This is a genomic window from Streptomyces sp. NPDC060366 (genome assembly GCF_042725135.1).
Taxonomy (GTDB): Bacteria; Actinomycetota; Actinomycetes; order Streptomycetales; family Streptomycetaceae; genus Streptomyces.
The window spans coordinates 81,969-98,613 of the sequence record NZ_JBHXDC010000023.1 but is presented as its reverse complement, the minus strand read 5'-3'; the positions used below and the strand labels follow the sequence as shown (position 1 = coordinate 98,613).

The window sequence follows — 16,645 nt, the reverse complement described above, 5'->3', positions numbered from 1 at the left end:
TCCTCGCCGACGGCCGCCTCGCCGGACACATCGACCACCCCACCGTCGACACCGTCGCCGAACGCCTCGCCCACCTCGGCGACACCATCCACCAGAGCGTCGCCTCGGGGGTGTGAGTCGTGTCGGGCGAGGGCACCGCCTGCCGGGTCCCGCGCACACCGGCCGTCGAGGCGGGGGGACTTGCCGCGTGACCTGACCCGTCAGCCGGCGATCTCGGCGCGAAGTGCCGTGACCAGCCAGGCGAACTCGTCGGTGTACGCGGGCTGCGGCTCGCGCCCGCGCACCCGCGCGACGAGTTGCCGGTACCGAACGGCGCCCGCCGCCGAACCGGCCTCCAGACGCAGCAGCACCTCGGCCGGGTCTGCGTCCCCGAACAGGTCGTGGAGCACCCGGGAGGCCTCCGGTCCGGTCGGTTCGACCCCGCGTTCCCGCGCCTCGCCGACGACCTCGACGACCTGCTTCGCGAACCAGATGGAGGCGCCCGGCGCCGGTTCACCGCTGCCGGGCAGCGGCGAGTTGAGCCGCATCATCGTCCGCATCCCGGTACGGAATTCGGGGTCCTGGAGCAGTTCCGCCAGCTCGATCCAGGCGTCCACCTGGTCGGGGGTCGGATCGTCCGGCAGGTCGATGGAGGCGCGCCGTACCCGGTCGCGCAGTTCGGCGTCGATGTCAAGATCACCGAAGACCTCCTCCGTGAAGTCCTCGATGATTCGCCTGCGTTCGTCGGCGGAGAGCCTGGCCAGTCTGTTCATGAGTGCTGTCTCCTCGGTCGTGGAACCACGTTTGGCGACGGACGACAGGACGGCTCTGCTCACCCTGAGGGCACGGATCTGCGCGTCGAGGGCGGCCACATGCACCGCTGCGACCTCGGCGACGCTCGTCTCGCCCGCGAGGACCCGCCGCACGTCGTCGAGTCCGAGGCCCAACTCGCGCAGTGTTCGCACGAGTTCGAGCCGGGCCACGGATTCGGCGTCGTACAGCCGGTAGCCACCGGGCGAGCGGCCGACCGGGGGCAGCACCCCGAGGTCGGACCAGTAGCGGATGGTCCGTACCGACATGCCGGTACGGCGGGCCAGCCGCCCGATGGTGAGCTGGTCGTTCAGACCGTCGTTGTTCGGACCGTCGTCGTTCATGCGACCGAGTCTGCTGCTTCCAGCGGGTGGAGACTCAAGCCGATTCGGGCCCGTTGATCTTCTCTATCGCCTGCCGGGCGTGTTCGCCCGGTGTGCGGCCCGCGAGCGACGACACCGGGGCCGGTGGCGCCCCGACGGGCCGGCCCGGCTCCTGCGCGGGCTTGGCGTGTGTGGCCGAGCGAGTGCGCAGCCGGTGGCTGACCGCCTCGTCGAGACTCACGGGGCGCTGCATCTGGTGCGCCAGTCGGCCGGCCTCCTGCCCGAGCGCGGCGACGTCCTCCCACTGAAGACGGACGACGAGGCGGAGTTCGGCCTCACCGTCGGGGAGGGCTTGCAGATTGATGTACTCGTTCATGGGCTGGTCTCCTCGGCATGGCGGGGACGGAGGTGCACAGAGGGATACGGGCGTCTTCGCCGGCATGTTCAGGACCCCGGCCACCCGGCCGCTCCGGTCGGCGCCCCGGCGGACGCGCGCGGGGCCCGCCGTACCCGCCCCGGTACGCTGACCTGTCTATGCGCCGTCTCCCCCACTTCGATCCCTCGCATCTCGGGCGGCCCGTCGTCCTCGCCGCTCTTGCCGCAGCCGCGGCCCTCATGGGTGTCGCGGGCTGCGCCGCCGAGACCGGGGCACGGGACGACGGTCCGGCGCCCCGGCTGTCGCCGCCGGTCAGATCGGCGCCGCTGTGGCCGGACTACGCGCCGCCGGTGCCGCCCACGGACGGGAACGCCGATCTGGCCTTCGAGCCGTATCTGCCGGTGAGTGACGTCAGTGTGCCGGCGGGCGGGCTGAAGGATGTGCCGGTGCGGAAGTTGCTGGCGAAGGACCCCAACGTGCCGGAGTTCGTGCGCGTCGCGCTCCGGAACTGCCCGGGGGCCGAGTGTGGTCTGCGCGACGCCGTGTACCGCGATCTGACGGCCGACGGCCGGGACGAGTTGGTGGTGGCGCTGGACGAACCCTCCTCCGGGCTGACCCTCATTCAGGTCTACCGGGCGTCGGGCGACACCGTGCGGCCGGTGCTGATCAACTGGGGTCCCGAGGGTCTCACCGGCGAGACCTTCGGCACGGACCTGATCCTGACCTCGACGGGCCAGAACGGCCGCGTGACCACCCGCTATCGGTGGAACGGCGAGGTGATGACCGTCGAGAACCCGTGGAAGTCGTCGGACGACGGGACGCGGGCGCCCGACCCGCTGGCTCCCGAGAAGGCGGTGCCGCGACAACACGCCGGGCCCGTTCCCAAGCCGCGGACAGGTATTGACGCCGGGGAGCGGACACCGTGATGAGGTCGTCGGCACATTCCTCCCCGCCCGCCACGGCGGCCGAGGCGCGTCTGCTGCTGGTCGAGGACGACGAGGTGATCCGCAACACCGTACGGATGCTCCTGGAGCGCTACGGATTCACCGTGTCCACGGCGGAGGACGGACTCACCGGGCTCGAGATGTTCCGGGAGACCGACCCCGATCTGTTGCTGCTCGACATCATGCTGCCCGACCTCGACGGCATCGGACTGTGCCGCCGGGTGAGGGAGTTGAGCCTGGCGCCGATCCTGATGATGTCCGCGCGCGGTGACGCGCTGGACGTCGTGGCGGGTCTGGAGGCGGGGGCCGACGACTACGTGGTCAAACCGTGCGAGAGCGCGGTGCTCGTCGCCCGTATCCGGTCACTGCTGCGGCGGGCGTCGTTCACCCCTGCCGCCGCCGGAACGGGTGCGGGCAACGGCGGGCAAGTGGATTCCGCCGTGCTGGCGTTCGGCGACCTGACGGTCGACACCCGTGGCATGGAGGTACGCCGCGCGGGCGAGATCGTCGCGCTGACGCCCACCGAGCTGCGGATGCTCCTGGAGTTCGCGGGTTCACCCGGAGTCGTACTGGAGCGCCGGACCCTGCTCAGCCGGGTGTGGGACCACGCCTGGCACGGCGACACCCGGGTGGTCGATCTCCATGTGCAGCGCCTGAGGGCGAAAATAGGCGCCGACCGGATCGAGACGGTCCGCGGCTTCGGCTACAAACTGCGGCGCTGACGGTGGCCCTGAGATGGCGCATCGCCGCTCTGGTGGCGGCTGCCGCCTGCGCGGTCGCCGCGGCGGTCGGTGTGCTGGTGCACCAGTTCTCGCGGGACCGTGAGCTGTCGCAGGCGCGTGAGGCCGCCCGTGTCACCCTCGACCGGGCCGCGGTGACCTACGCCCGGACCGGCGATGTCGAGGGGTCGGGAGCGGTCCTCGACGCGCCGGGGCTGCCCGGCGGTCTGCGGGAGCTGGTCGCGGAGGGGCACCGGGGAACGGAGTTCACCAGCGGCTCCACCGGGCCCGCGATGTGGGCGGCCAGGCCCGCCGGCGGCCGGGTCCTGTCCGTACGGGTCGACCTCACCACCACGATGCGGGACATCGGCGCGCTCGACGCGAGCATCGTCGTGGCGGGTCTGATCACCACCGTCGTGGTGGTGCCACTGGGGGTGCTGACCGCCGGCCGGATGAGCCGCAGGCTGCGTACCGCCGCCGGCACCGCGCGCCGTATCGCCGCCGGGGACCTGGACGCGCGGATCGCGGCGGGAGCGCGTCCGCGCGACGAGATCGCCGACATCTCGACGGCCGTGGACTCGATGGCCGGCGCGCTCCAGAAACGGCTGCTCGGCGAGCAGCGCTTCACCGCCGACGTCGCGCACGAGTTGCGTACGCCGCTGATGGGTCTGGTGACCTCGGCCGAACTGCTGCCGGAGGGTGAGGCCGCCGGATATGTGCGCGACCGGGTGCGGGTGCTGAGCACGCTGGTCGAGGAGTTGCTGGAGATTTCCCGGCTGGACGCGGGGGCGGAGCACGCGGATCTGTCACCGTGTCCCGTGGAGCCGCTGGTCAGGGATGTCGTGGCGCGCGCCGGGCTGGACGCGAAGATCCTCTCGGCGGGTCAGGAAACCGAGGCGGCGACGGTACGGACGGACTCGCGACGGCTGGAGCGCATCCTCACCAACCTGGTGGTCAACGCGCACCGGCACGGCCGGGCCCCCGTCGAGATCACGGTGTCCGACGACGGCAGGACCGTGGACGTACGCGATCACGGCCCCGGCTACCCGGCCACGCTGCTCGACGACGGCCCGCAGCGCTTCCGGACCGGCGCGCGCGAGCGCGGTACGGGCCATGGGCTCGGCCTCACGATCGCGCTGGGCCAGGCCCATGTCATCGGCGCCGCACTGTCGTTCGCCAACGCGCCCGACGGCGGGGCGCAGGCCACTCTCCGGCTGCCGCAGGGCACGTCCGGCGATTGACCACAACACGCCTGCCCTGCCCGGCAGTTGAGGACGAACCGCCCATCACGGCCGCCCCGCGGACCGCTGATACACGGCCGATACATCTCCGCGCGCCAGTCGACACGTTCCTTCTCCTTGACGAAGATCTTCGGCGCCGAGGATCACACCATGCGTATGCGTATCCGTCGCCTTTTCACCTGGCGCAAGGCTCTGGCCGCCTGCGTCACCGCGTGCCTCCTGCTCATCGCGGCATTCACCGTGATGTATCTGGTCATCGACATCCCGAGAGCCAATGAGCAGGCGAAGGCCCAGAGCAATGTCTATCTGTTCGCCGACGGCACCAGACTCGCCCGCACCGGAGAGGTCAACCGCGAGTCCGTACCGCTCGGCAGAGTCCCCGAGGACGTGCGCCAGGCATTCGTCGCCGCCGAGAACAAGGACTTCTACAGCGACTCCGGTGTCTCACTCTCCGGCACGGCGCGCGGCATCTTCAGCACGGTGACCGGCGGCGGCAAGCAGGGCGGCTCGACCATCACCCAGCAGTACGTGAAGAACTACTACCTCAGCCAGGAGCAGACGGTCACCCGGAAGGTGAAGGAGCTGTTCATCTCCCTCAAGGTCGACCGGCACAACTCGAAGGACGACATTCTCGCGGGATATCTCAACAGCAGCTACTACGGCCGCCTCGCGTACGGCGTCCAGGCGGCCGCGCGTTCGTACTACGACAAGGAGGTCGAGGACCTCACCGTCGAGGAGGGCGCGTATCTCGCCGCACTGCTCCAGGCGCCCAGCCAGTACGACTGGGCCGTCGCCTCCCCCGCCGACAAGAGGAACGCGAAGGCGCGTTGGGGCTATGTGCTGGACAACATGGTCGGCGAGGGATGGCTCGACGAGAACGACCGGTCGGCGATGCGTTTCCCGGTGCCCCTGGAGCCGAAGGCCTCGGCGGAGCTGGCCGGGCAGGCCGGCTATCTGGTGGACACCGCTCGGCGTGAGCTGATCGCCGCGGGCGTCGGTGAGCAGGAACTGGCGGGCGGCGGCTGGCGGATCACGCTGAACATCGAACCGAAGAGGCAGCAGGCGCTGCGCGAGGCGGTGGCCGCCGGGCTGGGCGCGTCGGGCCCCGCCCCTCGGTCGAAAGCGCCGAAGGAGTCGAAGGCGGATCCGGACCGGCAGGTGGGCGCCGCGTCCGTGAATCCGAGGACCGGCCGCATCGTGGCGCTGTACGGCGGCGACGACTATCTGCGGCACTACCTGAACAACGCGACACGCGCCGACTACCAGGCGGGGCCCACCTTCGCGCCCGTGGCTCTCGCGGCACGGATGGAGGCCGAGCGGGGCCACGGTGCGGTGGACGCGAGTGCGATCAGGCGGACCGCGAAGCGGCTGGGAATGACCGCGGACAAGGCCGGCTTCGCCGCACCACAGGCGACGTCCCTCGGGCTGATGGGCGCGAGTCCGCTGGAGATGGCCGGGGTCCACGCCACCCTGGCCAACGACGGCGAGAAGGTCACCCCGTCGATCGTGAAGTCCGCGCGGCGCGGCGACCGGACCGTCGAGCTGCCCGACGCGACCGGCGACCGGGTGATCGGCAGCGTGGCCGCGAAATTCGCCCACGCGTCTGTCTCGGGGAAGGGCCCGGCGGGAGAGACCCGTTGGCCGGACGAGTCCGTGCCGCCGCTGTCGGAAGCGGCGGACGTGGGTGTCGGTACGGGGGCCTCGGGCCGCACCGACGACGGGAAGGCGAGATGGTTCATCGGTGCCACCCCGGACCTGGTGTCCTCGATCGGACTGTTCGGCGAGAGCGCGAAGACGGGCAAGCAGGTCGCGCTCAAGAACGTCGGGGACGACCCGACAGCGCTGATCTGGAGCGCCTATCTGGTGACCTCGGCGGCCGAACCGGTTGCCGTGAAAGGTTCCTGACGGTACGTCAGGAAAGGAGTGCGCCGCCCCGCCCCACCCCCGTTCGGGCGGGACGGCGCACTCGATCCCCCTGTCCCGGACGTCAGTCACCGGCCCCGGGCCGCTCGTCCAGTTCGTCGGGAAACTCACGGTCGCCGGCCCGGGGGGTCTGCGGCCCGTGACCCGTCATGATGACCGTCTGCTCGACCCGTACCATCCGGAAGACGTCCTCCGCGATGATCACCTGGTCCTCACCACGTTCCACCGCGTCGGCCGCCCGGCCGAAACGGCCGGCGAACTCCCCCGCGTGCGCGCCCCGCGCGCGCAGCACGGCGCCGAGATCGAGCCGCGCCTCCTCCTCGAAGGGCACGGCCGGGAACAACTGCCGCCAGCCGCCCTCCTCGTGAATCATTGCGGCGTAGGCCGTGTAGTGGGAGACGGACATCCGCTCCCACTCGGGGCCGTCCACCCGGAACTCCTCGCGGAGTTCCTCCTCACGCTTCCCGACCTCCAGCAGCCGCCGGGCCGCCGCGTCGTCGAATGCATCGTCTGAGCTCGCGTCCATACCCCCAGCGTGCCGCACCCCGCGCCTACCGGCGCGCGGAATCATCGATATGGCCGGGTCAGGGCCGCCAGACGCCGGTGCGCGCGACGTCCGCGGCGAAGTCGGTGAAGTCCTTGGGCTCACGGCCGAGGGCTTCTTCGACGCCGTGCACGAGATGCGCGTTGCGCCCGTCGTTGATCAGCTCGAACAGTTCGGCGAAGGCGGCGGGAGCGCCCACCGAGAGAAGGAAGTCGCGGTACGCATCGAGCGTGACCGGTGCGTACGTGATCTCCCGGCCGGTGGCCCGGGACAGTACGCCGGCGATCTCCGCGAAGCCGAGCAGCCGGGGGCCGGACAGCTCGTACGTCCTGCCGATGTGCCGGTCGTCGGTGAGCGCCGCCACGGCGACATCCGCCACGTCGTCGACATCGACGAAGGGCTCGACCGCGTCCCCGGTCGGCAGCGCCAGCTCCCCGGCGAGCACGGACTCCAGGAAGAAGCCCTCGTCGAAGTTCTGGTTGAACCAGCTCGCCCGGACGACGGTCACATCCGCTCCGCTGCTCCGCACCTTGCCCTCGGAGATCAGGGCACCTTCCTCACCACGCCCGGAGAGCAGCACCAGGCGGCGTACGCCCCTGGCGACGGCGCGCTCCGCGAAGGCTCCGACTGTCTCGGCGGCGCCGGGGAAGGCGAGGTCCGGGTAGTAGCTGATGTAGACGGCTCCGACACCGTCCAGTGCGTCGTCCCAGGTGTCGGGCTCCTCCCACACGAAGGGGATCTCGCTGCCGCGTGAGGCGATACGCACCGGCAGTCCGCGCTCCGTGAGCCGGGCGGCCACGCGCCGTCCGGTCTTGCCCGTGCCACCGGTGACCAGGGTCGTCCTCTCCGCCGCTGCCCGCGTGTTCTCTGTGTTGTGCGTGTTCTGTGTCATGCGTTCAGTCAAGTACGGGGCGGCCCCGCCGGACATGGCCGTGAAGCTCACTCGCATAAGCGTGCGTCTACGCCGGTGGTAGCACTTTCGTCCCCGCGCTCCCCCGGTACTCCCCGCGCAGTAGTCGCGGGCCATCCGGCGAGCGGATGCGCCCTGAGCCGTACCGGTGGAGTCTGGGGCGACGACGGAGCACGTGTGGCGGACGGGGAGAGAGCGGATGGACAGGGATCTGGCCGAGTTCGGCCGACGGTGGGCGAAGGCCGAACTCAACGGCGACATCGACACGTTGGACCGGCTGCTCGCGGACGACTTCCGCGGGGTCGGTCCGCGCGGATTCATCCTCGACAAGGCGCGGTGGCTGGAGCGGTACGCCTCGGGCGACCTCATCCATGACTCGTTCGACTGGACGGAGGTCGAGGTGCGCCGGCACGGCGACGCGGCCGTGGCCATCGGTGTGCAGTGCCAGCAGAGCATCGTCGACGGCCGGGACGCCGACGGACGCTTCCGCGCGACCCAGTTCCTGGCGAAGGCCGGAACCGCCGTAGATGGAGACGGGGACGGAGACGGAGACGGGTGGCGGCTCGTCGGCATCCATCTGAGCGCCATGGCCGAACCGCTGCCCTGAGCAGCCCCCGCCCGGTCCGGGCGCCGGGCTGTCAGTCGCGTACGGCGATCAGCCCTGTACGGCGGCCAGTTCGCGCACGGTCGCCATGTCGCTGAACGGGATCAGCGTGTCGCCGACGGTCTGATACGGCTCGCTCCCCTTGCCCGCGATCAGGACGATGTCCCTCTCGCCCGCCACGGACAGTGCGAACTCGATGGCGGCGCGGCGGTCGGCGTATCGCTCGAAGCGGGTGCCGGTGGCCGCGATCCCGGGCGTGATCTGGTCGAGGATCGCCTCGGGGTCCTCGTGGCGGGGGTTGTCGGAGGTGAGCACGCACAGGTCGGAGTGGGTGCCCGCGATCTCGCCCATCTCCGCGCGCTTGGTGATGTCACGGTCGCCGCCGCAGCCGAACACGGTGATGACCTGCCCGGTGGCGAAGTCGCGGATGGTGCTCAGCACCTTGTCGAGCGAGTCCGGGGAGTGCGCGTAGTCCACGATGACCGAAGTGCCGCGCGGGGTCTCGAAGCGCTCGAAGCGCCCGGGGACCGGCGGCATCGTGTCGAGCGCCGCGACCAGCCCGCGCAGGTCGTGCCCGAGGAGATGGCAGGCGGCGACGGTGGCGAGCGCGTTGGCGACGGAGAACCGGCCGGGTACGGGAATCGCCGCAGGGTACTTGCGCCCCGCGTGGTGCAGGGTGAAGCGCGTACCGAAGGCGTCCATCGTGAGGTCGGTCGCCCGGTAGTCGGCGTCGGTGTCCAGCGCGTACGTGGTCACCGCGCCCGGCATGAGCGCACCGATCCCGGCGCCCACCGCGTCGTCCACGTTCACCACGGCCCGCCGGCAGAGCCCCTGGAACAGCCGGAGTTTGGCGTCCCGGTAGTTCGCCATCGTGCCGTGGTCGTCCAGGTGGTCCTGGGTGAGGTTGGTGAAGATGCCGACGTCGATGTACGAGTGGTCGATCCGGTGCGTCAACAGCCCCATGGACGTGGCCTCCAGGACCACGGTGCTCACGTCGCGGTCTCGCATGACACCGAGCAGGTACTGGAAGTCGGGGGACTCCGGGGTGGTGAGAACCGAGCGGGGCATGGGGATCAGTTCGTCCCCGATGCGGCTGCCCGCCGTGCCGATGACACCGACGACGGCCTGCTCGGCGATCCGCAGCACGGACTCGACCATGTACGAGACGGAGGTCTTGCCGTTGGTACCGGTGATGGCGACCATGTCCATCGCGAGGCCGGGATCGCCGTGATAGCGGGAGGCGACGACGGCGGCCGCGGTACGGGTGTCCGGGACCCGTACGACGCAGACGGCCGGGTCGGACATCCATGCCGCGGTCGGCAGATCGGCCGTCGCCCCGTCGATGAGCACGGCGACGGCGCCGCGCGCGATCGCGGGGCCGACGGCTTCGGGGCCGCCCTCGCGGTGGCCGGGAACCGCGATGAACAGGGAGCCGGGTGACACCCGGTGGGCGTCGAAGCAGGTTCCGGCGGTGATGACCGTACCGGGGTCGCCCTGCAGAATCTCGTGGTCGTGCCCGACGAGCAATTCGCTCAGCTTCACAGGGGGATCCTCTCGAAGGTACGGCTCGGTCGCCGCCCGGCGGCCACCTTGGAGGCGCCGACGGCACGCCGAGACGTCGCGGGGGTGCGGCGCGGGCGCGAGTTGCGAAGTGCGGGTGTCGCTGGGGAGAGTGGTGCGGCTCTGGGAGCGGGCGGCTCAGCGCGAAGGCGCGGACAGCGGAAGGACGCCTCGGGGAGGAGTCCCACCGGGCGCCGGAGGCCGAGAATCGGCGGCGAAGTTGCTAGCCGTGACCGTGCAGGGCATGACACTGCGCGCACGAGGAACGCCGAAGGCTCTCCGTCGCGGCGTGTGTATTACCCATGAGTGGAGTGTACGTCCCACGAGAGTGTCCCGGCTCCGTCGTCCCGCGCGTGCGGCCCGTCCGGCGATCGGGGACAGGCGCGGCCCACCTGCCGCGCGACCCGGCCGAAGCACCGGAGGCGTGCCGCGAGAACGCCGGAGGCCGGTGTCCGGTCGTGACGACCGGACACCGGCCTTGGGTTGGATCCGTACGCCCTGCCCGGCCCCCGCCGCTCGGACGGGGTCCGGTCTCAGACCTTCTCGCCCGCGCCGGCGCCGCCGCCCGCCGCGACCTTGATGCCGCCGGTGATCTCGTCCATCACGGGCAGCTTGGGCGCCTTGTCGTTGATGTCGAATCCGGAGCGCACGATGATCAGCATGTCCTGTGCGCCGGGGGCGGGTGACGGGAAGGCGAGCGACTGTACGTACCCGTCGTCGCCCTTGCCGGTGACGACCTTCCACCGCACGAGATAGCCCTTCTTGCCCGCGACGGTCACCGCCTCGGACTTCAGTTCCTCGTGCGAGGAGATCTCTCCGTAGCTCTCGCCGCCGTAGGACTCCTCGGCGTTCTTCTTGATGTCGGCCTCGGCCGCCGCCTTGGCGGTGGTGGCCTTGATCTCCAGTGCGATCGCCGGGACGGAGTTCACCCCGCCGCGTACGCAGGACTCGTCCGGGTTACCCGGGCACGGGTGCTCCCCGGTGCTCACTCCGGCGCCGACGGGCCCCGATTGGCCGCTCCAGCCGTCCGGCACGGGGATGCTGATGCCGCTGGCCATGTCGGTGGCGTAGCCGTCCTCGGTCGGGATCTCCTGCTGGGGTCCGCCGTCCTCGCCACCACCGCCGCCTCCGTCGGGCGCGTCGGGGCCGCCGGGCGGCTGCGATTCGCCCGGCGCCGGCCGCTCCTGACCCGGCTTGCTGGGTGCGGTCGACGGCGTCGAACTCGCGTTGTCCGGCGAGCTGTCGCCGTCGTCCTGGAGGAGCAGGAAGCCTCCGACGACGGCCAGCACCACGACGGCCGCGGTGGCGGCGAGGGCGATCCGCCGGCCGCGCCCGCCGGCGCCCGGTGGCGGCGCCGCCGGGTAGGGCGGCAGGCCGGGCGCGCCGGGGCCGGAAGGTGCGCCAGGTCCGGAAGGCGCGCTCCAGGCCGTCGCCGAGTCGGCGCGGACCATGTCGGTCCAGGCCGACCCGTCCCACCACCGTTCCTGAAGCGGGCCTTCACCTTCATGTCCTGGGTCCGGATACCAGCCGGGCGGAGTCGTCTGCGTCACCCACTCACCATAGGCATATGGTCCGACAAACCTGGTGAGAGGCCCATGAGAAATCGGCGGACTTCACTTCTCCGCCGGTGGGACGATCCCCCGGATCACCCCCAGCGACAGCAGGTCCTGGGGGCGCAGTTTCAGTTCGTCGGCCGTCGCGCGGGTCTCCTCGGGAGGCCGCTTGAGGATGGCCGTCGCCAGTTCGGGCGCGATGACGGAGAAGTAACTGTCCGGCGTGGCCCATGTGTTGCCCGGCGCCGCCAGCGCCAGCGCTCCGCCGGAACCACCTTCGCCGATCAGCAGACTGGTGACGGGTACGCGCGCCGTGGCCACTGCGGCGAACAGATCCGCGATCGCGCCCCCCGCTCCGGAGCGCTCCGCCTCGGCGTCGTTGGCGGCGCCGGGGGTGTCGACGAGCGTGAGGACGGGCAGCCCCAGCCGGTCCGCGAGCCTGATCAGTCTGGCCGCGGTGCGGTAGCCGGCCGGGAGGGTCGCGGTGCCGCACTGAGCGGCGTAGGCGACCGTACGGCCTTGGTGTACGCCGAACCCGCACAGCATTCCGGGGTCGGTGCCACCGCCGCGGTCGCCGTGGATGGCTTCGCGGTGGGTGAAGTACGCGGCCAAGTACGCCTCGGCGCGGGGGCGTCGGGGGTCACGGGCCAGGCTCACCGCTTCCCAGCCGGTGGCGGGCGGTGCGGCGTGACCGAGTCCGGCGGGGGGCTCGGCGGGCGTTACGGAAGCGGGCCCGTTGGCACCGCCCGTCAGCAGCGCCAGCCAGCGGGCGACGGCGCCCCGCAGGTCCTCCTGCCTTACCACCGCGTCGATATGACCGGCCGTCAGTTGTGCCTCGGCGGTGTACGCGTACGGGTCGGCGTCCGGCGGCCGTACCCGCGAACCCGCGAATCCGATCTGGGCGCCCGGCAGGGCCAGGATCACATCGGCGCCGGCGCCGAGGGTGGCCCAGCCACCGCCCGCCGTCGGGTCGCGCACCACCGCGATCTGGGGCAGACCCGCCGCCCTCGTCAGCGCCGACTGCCGTGCCACACGCTGGAGTTGGAGCAGGGCGAGCATGCCTTCCTGCATACGGCTGCCGCCGGTGGCGATCAACGAGACGACGGGCAGCCGCCGTTCGCGGGCGTGGGTGTACGCGGCCTCCAGCCGGTCGCCGGTGCGCTCCCCCAGCGATCCGCCGAGGAATCCGAACTCGAAGGAGATCAGGACCGTTTCGGTGTCGCCGACGCGTGCGGTGCCGCAGATGACCGACTCGTCCTCGCCGGTGCGCCTCGCCGCGCGGGCGCGGGACTCGTCGTACCCCTGCCAGGCCAGGGGGCCGTCCGGGGCCGATGTGTCCTTCGGCGTGGGCAGTTCGGTGAAGCCGACCGGAGCGCCCTGCGGGGTCGCTCCGGTGAGGGAGGCGACCGCCTGGCGCGCGCTCATCCGCTCAGCCACGGAGGGCCCGCTTCATGATCTTGCCCATGTCGTTGCGGGGCAGCGCGTCCAGATACCGCACGGTGCGCGGCCTCTTGTGCGAAGCCAGCTGAGCCCCGACGTGCGCCGCCAACTCCTCGGCCGACGGCGGGGCGTCGGCCTGCGCGGGGACGATCCAGGCGACGATCCGCTCCCCCAGGTCCTCGTCGGGCTCCCCGGTGACGGCCGCCTCACGTACCCCCGGATGCTCCAGGAGCACGTTCTCGATCTCACCGGCGCCGATCTTGTAACCGCCGCTCTTGATCAGGTCGGTGGCCTTGCGGCCGACGATGCGGACGTAGCCGTCGGGGTCGCGGATCGCCATGTCGCCGGTCCGGAACCAGCCGTCGTCGAAGGCGGCCTCGGTGGCGTCAGGGCGGTTCAGGTACTCGGTGAAGAGGTTCGAGCCGCGCACCTGGATCTCGCCCACGGTCTCGCCGTCGTACGCGGCGATCGCGGCGCCCGTCTCGTCGACCAGCCGCAGCTCCACCCCGGCCAGCGGTACGCCGACGGCGCCGGCCCGCGGTTCGCCGTCCGCCCGCACGCTGGTGTTCATCAGGGTCTCGGTCATGCCGTAGCGCTCGATGACGCGGCGTCCGGTGGCCGCCGCGATGCGCTCGTGGTCATGGACGGGCAGCGCGGCCGATCCCGACACCAGCAGACGCGCGCCGGTCAGCGCCTTCGCGAGCGCGGGATCGTCGGCGAGCGCCTCGGCGATGCGGTGGTACATCGTCGGTACGCCGAAGAGCATCGTGGCTCCCGAGGACAGCTCGCGCGCGACGCCGTCCGTGGCGAACCTGCCGAGATGGCGTACCGAGCCGCCGCGTCGCAGCGGACCGAGGATGCCGAGGATCAGGCCGTGGACGTGGAACAGCGGCAGCGCGTGGACGAGGACGTCGGACTCGGTCCACTGCCAGGCGTCCTCCAGCGCGTCCAGCGTGGCGGCGACGGCGCGGCGGGGCAGGACGACGCCCTTGGGGGGTCCGGTGGTGCCCGAGGTGTAGACGATCAGCGCGGGTGCTTCCGGGGAGGGCTCGGCGGGCAGCGGTGTGGCGGGACCCGCCGCGCCCGGGACACCGGTGACGTCGGTGTCCAGGCGCGCCAACCCGGCCAGGATCGGCGGCAGTTCGACCCCGCGTTCGGCGAGCACGAGGGCCGGCGAACTGTCCGTCACGATGTGCGTCAGCTCCCGTTCGCCCGTCTTGGGGTTCACCGGCACGACGGGCACTCCCGCCAGCAGCGCGGCCACCACGCCCACGGCCGTACCGAGGGTGGGCGTGGCCCAGACGGCGACCCGTGGCGCACCGGCGATACGGGCGGCCAGGGCGCCCGCCACCGTGGCCAGTTCGGCGTGGCTCAGCGCCTGGTCGCCGAATTGGAGTGCGGGCCGGGTGGAACCCGCGGCGAGGGCCGGGAAGAGAGGGGACACGCGTCGTTCTCCTTGCTGTCGACGAGTCTGACCGGTCGTCCGGGTGACCTGATCATCCGAAGCCTGGCACCACCAGTACGAGCCACACGGCCGCGGGTACCACCGCCACCACGATGCCTCCGTACACCATCAACTGCCGGAAGAAACGCTCCCGGTCGACATCGGGTGCGGCGGCCAGTACGAGGGCGCCGTTGGTGGAGAAGGGGCTGACGTCCACGACGGTCGCCGAGACGGCGAGCGCGGCGATCATGCCGACCGCCCCGATCTCGCCCTGGGCGAGGAAGGGCACGGCGAGCGGGATGAGCGCGCCCATGATGCCGACGGAGGACGCGAAGGCGGAGATGACGGCGGCGATGTAGCAGAGCAGGACGGCGGCGAGCAGGGGGACGCCGATGTCGCCGACGGCGTTGCCCGCGTAGTCGATGGTGCCCATCTCTTCCAGGACGCCGACGTAGGTGAGGACACCGCAGATGAGCAGCACGGTCGGCCAGGCGACCTCGCTGACGGCCTTGCGGCTCGCGTCCGGCCAGAAGGCGCTGAGGATGACGGCGAGGGTGATGGAGGAGAGTCCGGCGTCGAGGTCGAACACGAGGACGGCGACGACGAGTGCCGCGAGGGCGGTCAGGGTGGCGATACGGGCGGGGGTGAGGTGCGCGGAGTCGGCCGCCAGGGTGCCGTCGCTGTCCTTGGCCTCGGCTTCCCTGCCCTCGGTGGCGAGGTCACGGCCTTTCAGTTTCAGCCCGCCGAACAGGACGAACACGACACTCGCGATGATCAGGTTGACGACGAGCGAGGCGAAGAAGAGTACGAGTTCGTTGCCGGGCAGGTTCTCGCGTTCCACCACACCGTTGACGATCGAGCCGTAGATGCTGATGGGTGAGAAGCCGCCGGCCTGGGCGCCGTGCACGACGAGCGCGCCCATCAGCAGGGGGCTGATCCCGTACCGCGCGGCGAAGCTCAGCGCGATGGGCGCGACGATCGCGACGGCCGCCGGGCTGACGGCGCCTATCGCGGTCAGTGCTCCGGTGATCGCGAACATCACCCAGGGGATCAGCACTATTCGGCCGCGTACGAGCCGGATCGCGGCATGCACCAGCCAGTCTGTGGTGCCGTTGGCCCGCGCGATGGCGAAGAGGTAGGTGACGCCGACGAGCACGACGAACAGGTCACCGGGAAATCCGGCGAAGATACCGTCCGCGTCCAGGTCGGCGACGAGTTCGCCGACCCCGAAGGCGGCGGCGAAGGCGAGCGCGCCCATGTTGATCGAGCGGGTCGTGGCGATCACGAAGACGACCACAAGTACAAGGATCGAGATCAGTTCGGCGGACATCGGGGGGCTCCCGTCCCTGGGGCCGTTGATTACTGGCCAAGCGGTATTGGCCAAGTGGCTGGACCACTTTGAACACCGGTCCACCGAGGCGTCAAGGGATTCGACAGGAATTGGCTCAGCCACTTGGCCGCCCGGTGTTAGGCTGCGAACGACCAGTTATGGGGGGTTCGTGTGTCCGACGCACTGCGGCCGATGACCCGGCCACGACTGTACGAACAGGTCCTCGACAGGCTCCGCCACCATGTGGCGGAAGGCGATCTGCGGGCCGGCGACCGACTGCCGCCCGAGCGTGAACTCGCGGCGCGACTGGGCGTCAGCCGCGCGTCGGTGAAGCAGGCGATCGTCGTCCTCGAAGTACAGGGACTGGTCGAGGTACGGCACGGCGGCGGTACGTATCTCGTCCGCGACAGCCTCGACGCCGAACCGGTCGAACAGCTCGTGGAACGCAAGCGCCGGCTGCCCGACGTCCTTGAGGCGCGCGAGGCGCTGGAGACCAAACTCGCCGAACTGGCCGCCGAGCGACGTACCGCTGACGATCTGACCGCCATGCGGGGCGCGCTCGATCACATGGCCGAGGAGATCGAGGCGGGCGGTCCCGGCGTTGAGGGCGACCGGCTCTTCCACGCCGCCGTGACGGCGGCGGCCCACAGCGGTCTGCTGGCCGAGTTCATGCGCTCCATCGCCGAGCAGATCACCGAGAGCCGTAACGAGTCGCTGCGCCAGCCGGGCCGCCCGCACCGCTCGCTCACCCAGCACCGGGCGATTCTCGAAGCGATCGAGTCGCAGCGCGGCAAGGCGGCGGCGACGGCGATGCGCCGTCATGTGCGGACGGTGGCGAAGGTGCGCCTGCTGGACTGGAATCCGGGCGACGACGCCTGAGCCGTACGGCCCCGACTCCGCCCCTGGGCCGGGACGGCGAGAGCCCCGGCTGGTTCGGGGGATGGA

15 protein-coding genes and 1 pseudogene are annotated in these 16,645 nt (G+C 71.2%); 7 read left to right on the top strand and 9 right to left on the bottom strand.

The features are described 5' to 3' along the window. A pseudogene (locus ACFWHU_RS34295) lies at positions 1 to 116 on the top strand (ABC transporter ATP-binding protein); the annotation flags it as partial. An 84-nt stretch (positions 117 to 200) separates the two neighbouring features. Here the strand turns inward: ACFWHU_RS34295 and ACFWHU_RS34290 are convergent. Next, positions 201 to 1,133 (bottom strand): MerR family transcriptional regulator, encoded by a 933-nt coding sequence (locus ACFWHU_RS34290; protein ID WP_385795740.1) that lies wholly within the window; start codon positions 1,131 to 1,133, stop codon positions 201 to 203. Between the two features lie 34 nt (positions 1,134 to 1,167). Continuing rightward, entirely contained in the window at positions 1,168 to 1,488 is a 321-nt protein-coding gene (locus ACFWHU_RS34285) for a hypothetical protein (protein WP_387229795.1), read from the bottom strand. Between the two features lie 158 nt (positions 1,489 to 1,646). Here ACFWHU_RS34285 and ACFWHU_RS34280 point away from each other — a divergent pair, with 158 nt between their 5' ends. The 4 genes from ACFWHU_RS34280 (at position 1,647) to ACFWHU_RS34265 (ending at position 6,297) form a co-directional block, all read left to right on the top strand. After that, on the top strand, positions 1,647 to 2,414 hold the full coding sequence (locus tag ACFWHU_RS34280; protein ID WP_385795736.1) for a hypothetical protein: 768 nt from the start codon (positions 1,647 to 1,649) through the stop codon (positions 2,412 to 2,414). Then, positions 2,414 to 3,154: a two-component system response regulator CseB gene (gene cseB, locus ACFWHU_RS34275; RefSeq protein ID WP_387229793.1), complete on the top strand. Its 741-nt coding sequence runs from the start codon at positions 2,414 to 2,416 to the stop codon at positions 3,152 to 3,154. Before ACFWHU_RS34280 ends, cseB begins: the two co-directional genes overlap by 1 nt. Before the next feature lie 2 nt (positions 3,155 to 3,156). After that, positions 3,157 to 4,392 (top strand): ATP-binding protein, encoded by a 1,236-nt coding sequence (locus tag ACFWHU_RS34270; RefSeq protein ID WP_387229791.1) that lies wholly within the window; start codon positions 3,157 to 3,159, stop codon positions 4,390 to 4,392. A 150-nt stretch (positions 4,393 to 4,542) separates the two neighbouring features. Further along, positions 4,543 to 6,297, top strand: coding sequence for a transglycosylase domain-containing protein (locus ACFWHU_RS34265; protein ID WP_387229789.1), 1,755 nt, complete (start codon positions 4,543 to 4,545; stop codon positions 6,295 to 6,297). Positions 6,298 to 6,379: 82 nt separating this feature from the next. Here ACFWHU_RS34265 and ACFWHU_RS34260 read toward each other — a convergent pair whose 3' ends face one another. Both ACFWHU_RS34260 and ACFWHU_RS34255 read right to left on the bottom strand, forming a co-directional pair. Continuing rightward, the gene (locus ACFWHU_RS34260; protein ID WP_385795728.1) at positions 6,380 to 6,841 is read right to left on the bottom strand and encodes a DUF5954 family protein; all 462 of its coding nucleotides are present in this window, start codon (positions 6,839 to 6,841) and stop codon (positions 6,380 to 6,382) included. A 58-nt stretch (positions 6,842 to 6,899) separates the two neighbouring features. After that, complete coding sequence (locus ACFWHU_RS34255) at positions 6,900 to 7,751, bottom strand: NmrA family NAD(P)-binding protein (protein WP_387229787.1); 852 nt, start codon at positions 7,749 to 7,751, stop codon at positions 6,900 to 6,902. Between the two features lie 217 nt (positions 7,752 to 7,968). On the opposite strand from ACFWHU_RS34255, the gene ACFWHU_RS34250 reads away from it, so the two are divergent. Beyond that, entirely contained in the window at positions 7,969 to 8,376 is a 408-nt protein-coding gene (locus ACFWHU_RS34250) for a nuclear transport factor 2 family protein (RefSeq protein WP_387229785.1), read from the top strand. A 48-nt stretch (positions 8,377 to 8,424) separates the two neighbouring features. Here ACFWHU_RS34250 and ACFWHU_RS34245 read toward each other — a convergent pair whose 3' ends face one another. The 5 genes from ACFWHU_RS34245 to ACFWHU_RS34225 form a co-directional block, all read right to left on the bottom strand. After that, positions 8,425 to 9,915, bottom strand: a complete 1,491-nt coding sequence (locus ACFWHU_RS34245) for a UDP-N-acetylmuramoyl-L-alanyl-D-glutamate--2,6-diaminopimelate ligase (protein ID WP_387229783.1) — start codon at positions 9,913 to 9,915, stop codon at positions 8,425 to 8,427. A 551-nt stretch (positions 9,916 to 10,466) separates the two neighbouring features. Beyond that, positions 10,467 to 11,483 (bottom strand): DUF2510 domain-containing protein, encoded by a 1,017-nt coding sequence (locus ACFWHU_RS34240; RefSeq protein WP_387229781.1) that lies wholly within the window; start codon positions 11,481 to 11,483, stop codon positions 10,467 to 10,469. A gap of 63 nt (positions 11,484 to 11,546) precedes the next feature. After that, complete coding sequence (locus ACFWHU_RS34235; RefSeq protein WP_385795719.1) at positions 11,547 to 12,923, bottom strand: carboxyl transferase domain-containing protein; 1,377 nt, start codon at positions 12,921 to 12,923, stop codon at positions 11,547 to 11,549. Beyond that, the gene (locus tag ACFWHU_RS34230) at positions 12,916 to 14,370 is read right to left on the bottom strand and encodes an acyl-CoA synthetase (RefSeq protein WP_385795717.1); all 1,455 of its coding nucleotides are present in this window, start codon (positions 14,368 to 14,370) and stop codon (positions 12,916 to 12,918) included. The genes ACFWHU_RS34235 and ACFWHU_RS34230 overlap by 8 nt, the downstream gene beginning before the upstream one ends. A 52-nt stretch (positions 14,371 to 14,422) precedes the next feature. Continuing rightward, a complete protein-coding gene (locus ACFWHU_RS34225; RefSeq protein ID WP_385795715.1) occupies positions 14,423 to 15,700 on the bottom strand; it encodes an SLC13 family permease in 1,278 nt (425 codons plus the stop codon). Positions 15,701 to 15,871: 171 nt separating this feature from the next. Here ACFWHU_RS34225 and ACFWHU_RS34220 point away from each other — a divergent pair, with 171 nt between their 5' ends. Next, the gene (locus tag ACFWHU_RS34220; protein ID WP_387229778.1) at positions 15,872 to 16,579 is read left to right on the top strand and encodes a FadR/GntR family transcriptional regulator; all 708 of its coding nucleotides are present in this window, start codon (positions 15,872 to 15,874) and stop codon (positions 16,577 to 16,579) included. Positions 16,580 to 16,645 lie beyond the last annotated feature (66 nt).